Source organism: Pseudomonas nabeulensis (assembly GCF_004682045.1).
Taxonomy (GTDB): domain Bacteria; phylum Pseudomonadota; class Gammaproteobacteria; order Pseudomonadales; family Pseudomonadaceae; genus Aquipseudomonas; species Aquipseudomonas nabeulensis.
This window is the reverse complement of the sequence record NZ_QUZT01000021.1, coordinates 1-13,637: the sequence shown is the minus strand read 5'-3', so window position 1 is coordinate 13,637 and position 13,637 is coordinate 1. Positions and strand designations below refer to the sequence as shown.

11 protein-coding genes are annotated in these 13,637 nt (G+C 60.8%); 3 read left to right on the top strand and 8 right to left on the bottom strand.

The window, feature by feature from the left end; all coding sequences use genetic code 11:
• Nucleotide 1: 1 nt before the first annotated feature.
• The 3 genes from DYL61_RS13105 to DYL61_RS13095 form a co-directional block, all read right to left on the bottom strand.
• Nucleotides 2-592 carry a nucleotidyltransferase family protein gene (locus tag DYL61_RS13105; protein WP_135308650.1) on the bottom strand — a complete coding sequence of 197 codons (591 nt, stop codon included), beginning with the start codon at nucleotides 590-592 and terminating at the stop codon, nucleotides 2-4.
• Nucleotides 589-1,542, bottom strand: coding sequence for an XdhC family protein (locus tag DYL61_RS13100; protein WP_135308649.1), 954 nt, complete (start codon nucleotides 1,540-1,542; stop codon nucleotides 589-591). Before DYL61_RS13100 ends, DYL61_RS13105 begins: the two co-directional genes overlap by 4 nt.
• 134 nt (nucleotides 1,543-1,676) lie before the next feature.
• Nucleotides 1,677-3,008, bottom strand: coding sequence for a dicarboxylate/amino acid:cation symporter (locus tag DYL61_RS13095; RefSeq protein ID WP_135308648.1), 1,332 nt, complete (start codon nucleotides 3,006-3,008; stop codon nucleotides 1,677-1,679).
• 339 nt (nucleotides 3,009-3,347) lie between these two features.
• Here DYL61_RS13095 and DYL61_RS13090 point away from each other — a divergent pair, with 339 nt between their 5' ends.
• The gene (locus DYL61_RS13090) at nucleotides 3,348-4,346 is read left to right on the top strand and encodes an AraC family transcriptional regulator (RefSeq protein WP_135308647.1); all 999 of its coding nucleotides are present in this window, start codon (nucleotides 3,348-3,350) and stop codon (nucleotides 4,344-4,346) included.
• Between the two features lie 120 nt (nucleotides 4,347-4,466).
• Here DYL61_RS13090 and DYL61_RS13085 read toward each other — a convergent pair whose 3' ends face one another.
• From DYL61_RS13085 to DYL61_RS13075, 3 genes are read right to left on the bottom strand one after another with little or no spacing between them, the layout of a single operon-like run.
• Entirely contained in the window at nucleotides 4,467-5,813 is a 1,347-nt protein-coding gene (locus tag DYL61_RS13085) for an ATP-binding protein (protein ID WP_135308646.1), read from the bottom strand.
• Nucleotides 5,810-6,487: a response regulator gene (locus DYL61_RS13080; protein ID WP_135308645.1), complete on the bottom strand. Its 678-nt coding sequence runs from the start codon at nucleotides 6,485-6,487 to the stop codon at nucleotides 5,810-5,812. The genes DYL61_RS13085 and DYL61_RS13080 overlap by 4 nt, the downstream gene beginning before the upstream one ends.
• 18 nt (nucleotides 6,488-6,505) lie before the next feature.
• A complete protein-coding gene (locus tag DYL61_RS13075) occupies nucleotides 6,506-6,814 on the bottom strand; it encodes a hypothetical protein (protein WP_135308644.1) in 309 nt (102 codons plus the stop codon).
• A 136-nt stretch (nucleotides 6,815-6,950) separates the two neighbouring features.
• On the opposite strand from DYL61_RS13075, the gene DYL61_RS13070 reads away from it, so the two are divergent.
• Complete coding sequence (locus tag DYL61_RS13070; protein ID WP_135308643.1) at nucleotides 6,951-7,667, top strand: 4'-phosphopantetheinyl transferase family protein; 717 nt, start codon at nucleotides 6,951-6,953, stop codon at nucleotides 7,665-7,667.
• Between the two features lie 88 nt (nucleotides 7,668-7,755).
• Here the strand turns inward: DYL61_RS13070 and DYL61_RS13065 are convergent, their stop codons facing one another.
• Nucleotides 7,756-9,366 (bottom strand): ATP-binding protein, encoded by a 1,611-nt coding sequence (locus DYL61_RS13065; protein WP_135308642.1) that lies wholly within the window; start codon nucleotides 9,364-9,366, stop codon nucleotides 7,756-7,758.
• Nucleotides 9,363-10,088 carry a response regulator gene (locus DYL61_RS13060; protein WP_135308641.1) on the bottom strand — a complete coding sequence of 242 codons (726 nt, stop codon included), beginning with the start codon at nucleotides 10,086-10,088 and terminating at the stop codon, nucleotides 9,363-9,365. Before DYL61_RS13060 ends, DYL61_RS13065 begins: the two co-directional genes overlap by 4 nt.
• 533 nt (nucleotides 10,089-10,621) lie before the next feature.
• Between DYL61_RS13060 and DYL61_RS13055 the strand changes: the two genes are divergently transcribed.
• Nucleotides 10,622-13,519 (top strand): ribonucleoside-diphosphate reductase subunit alpha, encoded by a 2,898-nt coding sequence (locus tag DYL61_RS13055; protein ID WP_135308640.1) that lies wholly within the window; start codon nucleotides 10,622-10,624, stop codon nucleotides 13,517-13,519.
• The last annotated feature ends 118 nt before the right edge of the window (nucleotides 13,520-13,637 follow it).

Genomic DNA, 13,637 nt, shown 5'->3' with positions numbered 1-13,637 from the left:
TTTAGTCCTGCTTGAAGCTCAAGAATTGCGGCAAGTCGACATCCCAGAGTACACCGGGATCTTCGACGACAACCGCATGTACTCTCACCTTCGCAAACAACGACTTGGCCCCACGATCACCACTCAGCGTCATCAACCCTGCTCCGCACGCCCGACCAAATCCCACTGGATGCCCATACTGACCATCCTGCACCGGCACACTGATGCCATCTCCCTCCAGCCCATCAATCACCCGCTCAATACTCGACGACTGAATAAACGGCATATCCCCCAGCACCACCAACCACCCATCAGCGGGCCCACTGGCGGTCACCGCCGCTGCAAGGCTGTCGCCCATACCAGCAGAGTCCAGCAGCAAGACTTCGCAGCCATAGGCCTGGGCCAGACGAATAACGTCCATACGGTCGGGTGACGTCACCAACCAGCGCTCAACGGCACGCGCAGGCAAATTTCTCAACACCTGCTCGATCACCGGCCGCGTTACGCCATCGAGCCCTACGCACTCGGCCAGCAACTTGTCCTGATCAGCCCCGGCCTCAGCGCGAAAACGACTGCCTCGCCCCGCCGCCAGCACAATTGCCGTCACATTCACTGCACCACACCATTCTTGATCGCGACGATTTGCGCCATCAACGACAGCGCAATCTCCGCCGGAGTATGACTGCCGATATGCAAACCAATCGGCCCATGCAAACGCGCAATCGCCTCCGCCGACAAGCCCAACGCCTCCAGTGTTTCTCGGCGCTTCTGAGTGTTTACTCGCGAACCCAGTGCGCCGATGTAGAACGCCGACGAATTCAACGCCGTCAGCAACGCCATATCGTCCAGGCGCGGGTCGTGGGTCAGGCAGACAATGGCCGTGCGCTCGTCGGTCTGGATATTCAGCACCGCCTCATCGGGCATGCCTGGTACGAACCGGCCGTGCTGTTCTTCCCAGCCATAGACGAATTCTTCCCGCGGGTCGCAGATCAGCACTTCGAAATCCAGCAAGCGCGCCATTTCTGCCACATAGCGCGACAACTGCCCCGCGCCGATCAACAGCAGGCGCCAGCGCGGGCCGTAGATCGCGCGCAGGCGTTCGCCATCGAAGCTGACCACGTCAGTCTTGCTCGCGGGGCTTAATGTCACGCGCCCGCTGGCCAGGTCCAATTCACGCGCGACGATCTGATGATCCTCACAGCGGGCGAGCAACTCGCCCACCCATTCCCACTCGTCCACGCGCTCTTCGGTCAGGCGCAGCGTGCCGCCGCACGGCAGGCCAAAACGCGCGGCCTCGTCGCGGGTAACACCATAGGTCACCAGCTGCACCGACGGTCCATCGCCTGGCAACCGCCCATCGTGCAGGCGAGCGATCAAGTCATCCTCAATGCAGCCACCGGAAACGGAACCGATCACCACGCCATCACCGCGCAGGGCCAGCATCGCCCCCGGCGGGCGCGGTGCACTGCCCCAGGTCTGGACCACGCTGTACAACACCACTCGCTGCCCGGCGCGACGCCACTCCAACACGCTACGCAGGACGTTCAGATCCACACTGTCCACACAACCTCCAGCAAGCGTTACAACGGCTAACAGATTCACTCACTGTAAAACAAAAGATCGCCAGAAACGCAAACGCCCCGAACAAGTCGGGGCGTTTGTGAGTGGCTGCGGCGTCAGTTCACGCCATCAGCGCATTACTTGACGGCAGGTGCAGGGCCTTCGGCCACGCCCAGGTCATCTTCCTGACGGGTGTCAGAGATGCCAGTACCGCCAGACGCCAGCTCGCTTTGCAGCTTGTCGGTGTCCAGTTCCTTGACCCACTTGGCCACAACGATGGTGGCAACGGCGTTACCCACCAGGTTGGTCAGTGCACGGGCTTCGGACATGAAGCGGTCGATACCCAGGATCAGCGCCAGGCCGGCAACCGGCAGGTGGCCTACGGCCGACAGGGTGGCTGCCAATACGATGAAGCCCGAACCGGTCACACCGGCAGCGCCTTTGGAGGACAGCAGCAGCACCAGCAACAGGGTGATCTGGTGGGTGATGTCCATGTGGGTGTCAGTCGCCTGGGCGATGAACACGGCAGCCATGGTCAGGTAGATCGAAGTACCGTCGAGGTTGAAGGAGTAGCCGGTTGGGATCACCAGGCCGACTACGGATTTCTTCGCGCCCAGACGCTCCATCTTGATCAGCATGCGTGGCAGTGCGGATTCGGAGGAGGAAGTACCCAGAACGATCAGCAGCTCTTCACGGATGTAGCGGATCAGCTTGATCACGCTGAAACCGTGAGCGCGGCAGATACCGCCCAGCACCACCAGCACGAACAGGATGCAGGTGATGTAGAAGCAGATCATCAGCTGGCCCAACTGCACCAGGGAACCTACACCGTAGGCACCGATGGTGAACGCCATGGCGCCCAGGGCACCGATTGGCGCGAGCTTCATGATCATGTTGATGATGTTGAACATCACGTGGGCGAAGCGATCGATGAAGTCCAGTACCGGCTTGCCGTAGGCACCCAGGCGGTGCAGGGCGAAGCCGAAGATCACCGAGAACATCAGCACTTGCAGGATGTCGCCGTTGGCGAAGGCGCCGACGATGGTGTTAGGGATAACGTTGAGCAAGAAGCCAACGATGCTCTGGTCTGCACCGGCAGTCACGTAGGCCGCGACTTTCGAAGCGTCCAGGGTGGTGACGTCGATGTGCATGCCGGCGCCCGGTTGCACAACGTTGACCACGATCAGGCCGATCAGCAGGGCAATGGTGGAGACGATTTCGAAGTACAGCAGCGCGTAGCCGCCGGTTTTACCCACCGACTTCATGCTTTGCATGCCAGCGATGCCGCTGACAACGGTGCAGAAGATGATTGGGGCAATGACCATTTTGATCAGCTTGATAAAGCCGTCACCCAGTGGCTTGAGGGCCACGCCGGTCTGCGGGTAGAAGTGGCCGAGCAAGATACCGATAACGATTGCAACGATCACCTGGAAATACAGGGATTTGTAGATTGGCTGACGAGTCGTCATTGCAAGTTTCCTCAATCGTCCCGTGTGGCAAATATCCGCCATTGCCCACGACACTTGAATTGCGAACCCTCCTGCACTGGAGGGATTTGTTGTTTGCGAAGTCTGTAGGACCAGTCCTGCGCTGCGATCTATATCGCAAACGCCGTGCCACTTTGTCGAAAATCCCTGGAGGCCTTTAGACATCAGGCCTTGGCCCTTTCGAGCGGCCTGCAACGCACACAAGCACGTGGCGGATTTCCGCCCACTCACCCAATCCCGTCCTACAATTTGGCGGATATCCGCCTTGTTGCCTTGCCCGGCGATGACTACCATCGGCCATTCCATGGACGAGGGCCCCGCATGCGTGAACGTACCATCGCCAGCCATTACGCCCGGGCCGCACTGGGCGGTGCGCGCCGGGCCGGTTACGACTATTCGGGCCTGTTGCAACAGCTGGGCATCACCCCGGAACTGCTGACCGAACCCCGTGCCCGCATCGCACCGGAGCAATTCACCCGGCTGTTGCAAATGCTGTGGCTGGCGCTGGACGACGAGTACCTGGGATTTGCCGAAGGCCCGAGCAAACGCGGCACCTTCGCCATGATGTGCCACGCGCTGATCCACTGCCGCACCCTGGAGAAGGCTCTGGAACGCGGCTTATTGTTTTATAGCCTATTCCCGCAAGGTCCGCGTTGGCAGCTGACGAGAGAGGGCGAAATGGCCCGCTTGAGCCTGGATGATTCGCACCTGTGGGATCCGGATCACTTTCTCAGCGAATGCCTGCTGGTGATCTGGCATCGCCTCGGCAGTTGGTTGATTGGCCAGCGCATCCGCCTGCAACAGGTCACCTTCAGCTATCCGATGCCGGCGCATGCCGGTGAATATGACCTGCTGTTCCCCTGCCCCCAGGTGTTCGGCGCGCCGAGCAGTAGCCTGGTGTTCCCGGCCCGCTACCTGAGCCTGCCGCTGTTGCAGGACGAACGCACCCTCAAGCATTTTCTGGAGCGCTCACCCGCCGACTTGCTGTCCCGGCCGGATGAAGGCGACAGCCTGAGCAGCCAATTGCGCCGCCTGCTGAGCCGCGACCGCACGCCCTGGCCAGACCTGGAGGCCGTCGCCCAGCACCTGCATATCAGCCCACAGACCCTGCGCCGGCATTTGCGCGAGGAAGGCACCAGCTTTCAGGCACTCAAGGATGAGCTGCGGCGGGACATCGCCATCTATCATTTGGGGCGGGCGGATTTGTCGTTGCAGGCGATTGCCGAGCAGTTGGGGTTTTCTGAGCCGTCGGCGTTTCACCGAGCGTTCAAGAAGTGGACGGGGGTGACGCCGGGAGCTTATCGGGCCCAAGGCAGTTAGAGGTGTGCTGCCTGAACGGGCCTCATCGGGGGCAAGCCCCCTCCCACATTTTTGATTTGTGAATGCCTTCAAGTGTGGGAGGGGGCTTGCCCCCGATGAGGCCGGCACTACCAATAAAGATCACAAGGCCGGAAAGTGAATTTTGAACGCCGCCCCCCCCAACGACGAATCCCCCAAGGTCAACCGCGCGCCATAGCTTTCAATAATGTCCTTGACCACCGCCAGCCCGATCCCCTGCCCCGGATGCTGGCGATCCAAGCGCTCGCCCCGTTGCAGAATCCGCGCGCGCTGGTCCGGCGGCACACCGGGGCCGTCATCTTCGATACATAGCTCAGTGCCCTCAGGACCTTCCACCAGGCTGATCCGCACTTCGCTCAGGCACAGGCGATAGGCGTTTTCCAACAGGTTGCCGAGCAGTTCGAGCAAGGCGCCCTTCTCGATAGGCACATCGCACTCTTCCGGCAACTCGAACGACACCGTGACGCGCTTATCGCGGTAGACCTTGCCCAACGTATCGCACAGGCTTTGCAGCACCGGTTCCAGGCGTACCTGATGGCGTACCAGGCCGCTTTTGCGCAGGCTGGCGCGCTGCAATTGATAGCTGATCTGCTGGCTCATGCGCTCGATCTGCGATTGCAACACCCGAGCCTGGTCGCGCTCTTCGGGACGTTGCGCCATGTCCTCGCTCACGCCCTGCAATACGGCGAGCGGAGTTTTCAGGCTGTGGGCAAGGTCGTCGAGAGAATCGCGATAACGCGCACGCTGCTCACGTTCGCTGACCAGCAGGCGGTTGAGGGAACCGGTGAGGCGCAACAGTTCGCGCGGGTGTTCTTCGGAAAGACTTTCGCGGGTGCCGCCTTCGATCTGGTCGAGTTCCTGACTCAACCGTCGCAAGGCTTGCAGGCCCCACGTCAGGCCCAGCCACAACAAGGTCAACAGCACCAACAGGGCGGCACCGAAGCCCAGGTAAAGATTCTCGCGCAGGCCTTCGAGGGTCAGTTGGTATTCGCGCACCGGTTGCAGGGCGACGATACTGAACGCCGCGCTCTTGCCCCCCAGCAACTTGACCTCGACGTCATAGACGAAGAATTCCTGGCCGTTGGCCTCGCGAATCCGTGCAAACTCGTTGCCACGCCCGTCGTAACGCGGCTTGTAGTTGATGTTCTCTTCTTTGGTCGCCCGCGAGCGCCACACCAGGTGGCCTTCGCGGTCGTAGATATAGCCGAGCAAGCGGCTATCGGCGAGGTTGAAGCGCTCGTCCGGCAACTGCGCCGGCATCAGCAGGCGGTTATTTTCCACCCGCGCGGCGGAGATCAGGGTGGTGACGTCCGACGCCAGGCGCTGCTCGATGGAGTCCTGCAACGCCAGGCTGAATGCGCCTTGCATCGCAGGCAACAAGCCCAGCATGAACAACACGGCCAGGGTGGCGGCCGCCAGCATCAGGCGCACGCGTAGCGAGCGGATCAACGGCAGCGCTCATTGAACAGGTAGCCCAGGCCACGCACGGTATCAATCGGCTTGAACCCCGCCGGGCCTTCCAGCTTGCGGCGCAAACGGCCGACCAGCACTTCGATGACGTTCGGATCACGCTCGTCATCGTCCGGATACAGCTGCTCCATCAAACGGTCCTTGGCGACCACTTGTTGGTGATGGCGCATCAGGTATTCAAGGATGCGGTACTCGTAGGCAGTCAAGGCCAGCGGCTGTTCGTCGAGGGACGCCTGCTTGCGGTTGAGGTCCAGCAGCAAGGGCCCGGCAACGATGGTCGACTGGGTAAAACCGCTGGAGCGGCGCAGCAAGGCGTTCATTCGCGCCTCCAGCTCTTCGAACTGGAACGGCTTGACCACATAGTCGTCGGCACCGGCGGCGAGACCTTCGACCTTGTCCTGCCAGTTGCCGCGGGCGGTGAGGATCAGGATCGGAAACGTCTTGGCCTGGGTGCGCAGTTGGCGGATCAGGTCCAGGCCGCTCATGCCCGGCAGGCCCAGGTCGATGATCGCCAGGTCATGGTTGAATTGGCCGGTCTGGTACAAGGCTTCCTCGGCATTGGCCACGGCCTCGACCACGTGGCCGCTGTCGGTCAGGCGGGTAAACAGGTGATGACGCAGCAGCGCCTCATCTTCCACCACCAGCAATTTCATAGGGCTCTCCAAAGCAAATCAACTGTCCGACAGAGGGATATCATAGCGGCCCTGCAGGTCTTGCGGGCGCAGTTTAATGCCATTGAACTGGCCGGTCAGGTGCGCATAACCGGTGCGATAGGCTGGCTGCGGCGCGCCAAGGCCCAGGGACTGGCCCCAGGGCGTGGGCTGGCTGCCGGCGTCTTCGAAGCTGACACGCTGGATCAACGTGCTGGATTTCTTGGTTTTCTGGCTGCCGAATGCAGCGAAATCGCTATCGGACGCCTGGACCCCAGCAGTAGCACTGAGCATGGTTAACGCCAACATCAGCTTTTTGATCGCAGTCATGGTGCTTACCTCTACGCGTTTGGCTGTTAAGGCCAGACTACGCAGGCGCCCCTGAACTCCCCCTGAACAGGCTCTGAACCTTAGCTGAACCGTTGCGGGCTAGCCTCTGGCGCAGCAACTGGGCAAACTACCGCCCATGACTCCCCTACCCGCTTGCTGCACCCCACTTGATGCCCATTGGCCGCTGCCCGAGCCCTTGCCGGGCACGGTGTTTCTCGGCACCCGCTTTGATCCTGCCTTATTGGCACCTGGCGATTTCCAGCAATACGCGGTGCCACCGCCGGCGAGCATCCAGCGCTCGGTAGCCAAGCGTCAGGCCGAGTTCCTGGCGGGTCGCCTGTGCGCGCGAGCTGCATTGCAACAGCTCGATCATCTGGATTTCATTCCGGCCATCGGCGAAGACCGGGCGCCGGTGTGGCCGGGGCACATCAGTGGTTCCATCACCCACAGCACCGGGCATGCGGCGGCGATCGTCGGGCACAAGGCGCAGTGGCGCGGGCTGGGGATGGACTTGGAAAATCTGCTGAGCCTGGAGCGGGCGGAGCGGTTGGCGGGAGAAATTCTCACCGCCGATGAAATGCAGCGCATGGCCGTGCTTCCCCGCGAGCAGATGGCCTTGCTGGTGACGCTGACGTTTTCGGTCAAGGAGAGTTTGTTCAAGGCGCTCTACCCCATTGTGCAGAAGCGCTTTTACTTTGAGCATGCCGAGGTGGTGGAGTGGTCTGAGTCAGGGACTGTGAGGTTGCGGTTGCTGACGGATTTGTCCAGCGAGTGGTGTGATGGTGCGGAGTTGGTGGGGCAGTTTGCGGTGGTGGATGGGCAGTTGTTGAGTCTGGTGGCTGTCGGTGCCTGATCTATCGCTATCGGGGGCAAGCCCCCTCCCACACTTGAATGTGTTCACAGATCAAAATGTAGGAGGGGGCTTGCCCCCGATAGCGCCCTCAGGGTTTCTGCTGATCCCTGGGCCAACTCAAGCTGAAGCACGCCCCGCCCAAATTATTGCTCTTGCCGATCAACGCGCGCCCGCCATGCCAATAGATAATCCGCCGCACAATCGATAACCCCAGGCCATGCCCGCCCGAAGCACGGGTGCGGCTGTCGTCCAGGCGCAGGAACGGCGTGAAGATACGTTCCCAGGCACTTTCCGGCACGCCAGGGCCGTCGTCCTCCACGTCGATGCGGCAGCGCACCTGGCCCACTTGATAGCTGATCAACACCCGCCCCTGGGCGTGACGCATCGCGTTGCTCACCAGGTTTTGCAGGGCGCGGTGCAGGTAGCGCGGTTCGGCGTCTACCCACGCGTCATCCCAATGGGCCGAGGACAGGCAAATCCCACGCGCCACCTCCACGTGCGGGCGCAGTGGCGATAATTCGCCGATGACTTGATCGAGCAAAGCGCTAAGGTCGACCCGCTGAAAATTCAGTTCTGGCGCGCCCTGTTCCAGGCGGGCATAGGTGAGCATCTCGTCCACCAGCCCATCCAGATCCTGGATATCACTGTCCATGCCTTCCATATACTTGCGCCGGGCTTCAGGAGTGGCGGCGTCGCCGATCATCTCCAGGCCAAAGCGCAGACGTGCTACCGGTGTGCGCAGCTCGTGGGACACAGCGCGTACCAGTTCGCGCTGGATCGCCAGCAGTTGCTGCAAGTGCTCGGCCATGCCGTTGAACGCTGCCGCCAGGCGCCCTACCGAGTCAGCACCGCGCGCCGGCACGCGCACTTCCAGGCTGCCCTTGGCAATGCGAGTGGCGGCGGCCTCCAGACCTTTCAGCCGACGCTCAAGCTGGCGCACTAATAGATAGACGATCAAACCGATCAGGGTCAGGCCGATCAAGGCAATCAGGATCAACCACTGCGCGGGGTACGGGTTCATTTGAAACAGCGGACCGATCTCCAGCACCCACGGTGTACCGACCATGCCGGCAAACACGCGGATCGAATCGCCGCCCTTGCCCAACGCCATCACCGTGTCGCCTTCGGCGACGCGACGCCGCTGATCGTCGTCCATATCCGCTTGGTCGATGGGCATCAGGTGCATGTCGAAACCAAAGCCCTTGGCCTCTTTTATGTCTGCCAGCCGTTGCGGCTGCTCGGCCACGGGAAAGCGCACCAGCTCATCGGCCAGCAGGTAAATGGTTGCGCGGGCCAGTTGTTCGCTGATCTGCTGGACTTCACCGGTGAGCACCAGTTGCTCTTGTTCGCTGACCAAGCGCAGCACCCGCGCCGCATGGGGCCCGGTCTGCTCCACTAGCACCTGGCCACGTTGCAGGCGGTTGCGCTGGCTGAGGTCCAGCTGGGCATCGGCCAGCGTGCGTAATTCCAGGGGGATCCCCAGCAGGCGCTCCCATACGGCCAGGGCGCGTTTGCGCTCGATGGGGCTCATGGGTTGCAGGTTGTCACCCATCAACGCAAACGTGCCGTGGGCCAGGCGCTCACGGTACTGGCCGCTGCGCACTTCATTGAGCATATGCAGGGCCAGCACGCCCAACAGCGCCACCAGGATCAGCGCCGCGCACATGCCGCCGTAAATGCGCAGGAAGATCGAGTTCACAGCGGCATATCGGCGCAGGCTTCAGGGACGAACAGGTAACCCTTGCTGCGAATAGTCTTGATCAGGCGCGGATGGATCGGGTCATCGCCGATCTTGGGGCGAATGCGCGAGATGCGCACATCAATGGAACGGTCCTGGCCGTCATAGCCGATGCCGCGCAGGGCGATGAAGATTTCTTCGCGGGACAGGATGCGTCCGGCATTCGCCACCAACAACCACAACAGGTCGAATTCGGCACTGGTCAGCTCAATGCCGCCGTCGTGCAGCCAGGCTTCGCGCAGGGCGTTGTCTACCACCAACGGGCCGAATTGCAGGCGGCGCTGGCTTTCCACGACCGCGGGTTCTGCCGGTTCGCTGCGCCGTAACAGGGCCTGGATACGCGCCAACAAGAGGCGCGGACGCACCGGTTTGCACACATAGTCGTCGGCGCCCATGTCCAGGCCGAGCACCTGGTCCATGTCATCGGTGCGGGCGGTGAGCATCAGGATCACGCCGTCGTAGCGTTCGCGTACGTTGCGACAGATGCTCAGGCCGTCTTCGCCGGGCAGCATCAGGTCGAGGATTACCAGGTCCGGTTGCTCGGCGATGATGCGCGCCGCAGCCCGCGCGCCATCACCCTCGATCGAAACCCGCAGGCCGTTGCTCTCCAGATAATCGCGGGTCAACTCAGCCAGTCGCTGGTCATCTTCGACAATCAATACCTGCCAGGCTTCTTGCTCCACGGGCCATACCTTATTTGTAATGTTTTGAGGGCATAACGGAGGCCGATTGTAGCCATGGGCCAGTGCCCAAACACAAGCCAGGAAATCCATTCGGTGATCGTGTTTTTTTGTGATAGGGTTCGCGCCCTTCGAAAATGGGCAGGCGGTTTTATGCCCGAAATATTTAATGACAAACGGTGCAATCCAGCAGTAATGCGGCCTACACGTGCATTCCACCTTTCTTACACATTTTACCCACAGCGTTATCCACAGGTTACTGCGTTGCCAACCCCCACGAAACGCATTATCTTGTACCTCGGCGCTACAGAAGACCCTATATGTAGGGTTTTCGACGACAGCGCCCAACCACACAAGTGGCTAAAAACTCAAGCGTTTTATTGCTAGCGCAACGTGGAACCAACAGATTAATCAGTAGACCAAACCGCTCACGCGGATGGCAGCTGTTTCCCATCCCCCGATATGGAAAACGGTACGGGTGTTGCAGGAAGAGCCTGACACTCGCAATCAAATATAGAACGTGGAGACAACCCCCCATGCAAACCGACACAACTCGCGAGAACCCGCAAGGCTCCGTGCCGCAGGCCGCTGATTCGAACCTGGATCTGTCCGCCACTGCACCTGGCCAACTGCGTGTGATCAAGCGTAACGGCACTGTCGTTCCTTACACCGATGACAAAATCACCGTCGCCATCACCAAAGCGTTTCTTGCAGTTGAAGGCGGCACCGCTGCTGCCTCGTCGCGCATCCACGACACCGTTGCCCGCCTGACCGAACAAGTCACCGCCACCTTCAAGCGTCGCATGCCTTCGGGCGGCACCATCCACATCGAAGAAATCCAGGACCAGGTTGAACTGGCCCTGATGCGTGCTGGCGAGCAGAAAGTCGCCCGCGACTACGTGATCTACCGTGACGCCCGTTCCAAGGAGCGCGCCGTACGCTCCCCCGCCGAAGCTGCTGCGGTACAGGCTCACCCATCGATCCGCATCACCCTGGCCGACGGTACATTTGCACCGCTGGACCTGGGCCGCCTGAACACCATCGTCACCGAAGCCTGCGAAGGCCTGGAAGAAGTCGACGGTGACCTGATCCAGCGCGAAACCCTGAAAAACCTGTACGACGGCGTGGCCCTGACCGACGTCAACACCGCCCTGGTGATGACTGCCCGTACCCTGGTCGAGCGTGAGCCGAACTACTCGTTCGTGACCGCGCGCCTGCTGATGGACACCCTGCGTGCCGAAGGCCTGGGCTTCCTGAAAGTCGCCGAAAGCGCCACCCACCACGAAATGGCCGACCTGTACGCCAAGGCCCTGCCTGCCTACATCGCCAAGGGTATCGAATTCGAATTGCTGAACCCGGTCTTGGCTACCTTCGACCTGGAAAAACTCGGCAAGGCGATCAACCACGAGCGCGACCAGCAGTTCACCTACCTGGGCCTGCAAACCCTGTACGACCGTTACTTCATCCACAAGGACGGTATCCGCTTCGAACTGCCGCAAGTGTTCTTCATGCGCGTGGCCATGGGCCTGGCGATTGAAGAGAAGCAGAAAGAAGACCGCGCCATCGAGTTCTACAACCTGTTGTCGTCCTTCGACTACATGTCGTCGACCCCGACCCTGTTCAACGCCGGCACCCTGCGTCCACAGCTGTCCAGCTGCTACCTGACCACCGTGCCGGATGACCTGTCGGGCATCTACCACGCGATCCACGACAACGCCATGTTGTCCAAATTCGCTGGCGGCCTGGGTAACGACTGGACCCCGGTGCGTGCACTGGGTTCATACATCAAGGGCACCAACGGCAAGTCCCAGGGCGTTGTACCGTTCCTGAAAGTGGTGAACGACACCGCCGTAGCCGTAAACCAGGGTGGCAAGCGCAAAGGCGCTGTGTGTGCCTACCTGGAAACCTGGCACATGGACATCGAAGAGTTCATCGAGCTGCGCAAGAACACCGGTGATGATCGTCGTCGTACCCACGACATGAACACGGCCAACTGGATCCCTGACCTGTTCATGAAGCGCGTCTTCGACGACGGCAAGTGGACCCTGTTCTCGCCATCCGAAGTACCGGACCTGCACGACCTGACCGGCAAGGCCTTCGAAGAGCGCTACGAGTACTACGAAGCCCTCACCGAGTACCCAGGCAAGGTCAAGCTGTTCAAGACCATCCAGGCCAAAGACCTGTGGCGCAAAATGCTGTCCATGCTGTTTGAAACCGGCCACCCATGGCTGACCTTCAAAGACCCGTGCAACCTGCGCAGCCCGCAGCAGCACGTGGGCGTGGTCCACAGCTCGAACCTGTGCACCGAGATCACCTTGAACACCAACAAGGACGAGATCGCCGTTTGCAACCTGGGCTCGATCAACCTGCCGAACCACATCGTCAACGGCAAGCTGGACACCGCCAAGCTGGAGCGCACTGTCAACACCGCCGTACGCATGCTCGATAACGTTATCGACATCAACTACTACTCGGTGCCACAGGCGCAGAACTCCAACTTCAAGCACCGTCCAGTGGGCCTGGGCATCATGGGCTTCCAGGACGCGCTGTACCTGCAGCACATTCCTTACGGTTCGGATGCTGCGGTCGAGTTTGCCGACAAGTCCATGGAAGCGGTCAGCTACTACGCGATCCAGGCTTCCTGCGACCTGGCCGATGAGCGCGGCGCCTACGAGACGTTCCAGGGTTCGCTGTGGTCCAAGGGCATCCTGCCGCTGGACTCGCAACAGATCCTGATCGAAGCCCGTGGCCAGAAGTACATCGACGTTGACCTGAACGAAACCCTGGACTGGGCGCCGGTACGTGCCCGTGTACAAAAAGGTATTCGTAACTCCAACATCATGGCCATCGCACCGACCGCGACCATCGCCAACATTACTGGCGTGTCGCAATCGATCGAACCGACCTACCAGAACCTGTACGTGAAATCGAACCTGTCGGGCGAATTCACCGTGATCAACCCGTACCTGGTTCGCGACCTCAAGGCCCGCGGCCTGTGGGACTCGGTCATGATCAACGACCTGAAGTACTACGACGGTTCCGTGCAGCAGATCGAGCGTATCCCGCAAGAACTCAAAGAGCTCTACGCGACCGCGTTCGAAGTGGACACCAAGTGGATCGTTGACGCCGCCAGCCGTCGTCAGAAGTGGATCGACCAGGCCCAGTCCCTGAACCTGTACATCGCCGGCGCTTCGGGCAAGAAGCTGGACGTGACCTACCGCATGGCCTGGTACCGTGGCCTGAAAACCACTTACTACCTCCGTGCCCTGGCCGCGACCAGCACCGAGAAGTCGACCATCAACACCGGCAAGCTGAACGCTGTTTCCAGCGGCGGCAACCACGGTGATGACTCGGTGCTTGCAGCGCCAGCCGGTCCAGCACCAGTGCCTAAAGCCTGCGCGATTGACGAGCCGGATTGCGAAGCTTGCCAATAAGCTGAACCGGTAAACGAAACCCCCGCCAAACCTTTGGGTTTGCCGGGGGTTTTCTTTTTGTGGGAGGGGGCTTGCCCTAATGCCAGTCAGTTAAGGAAACAGCAGATGAGCGGCTTTC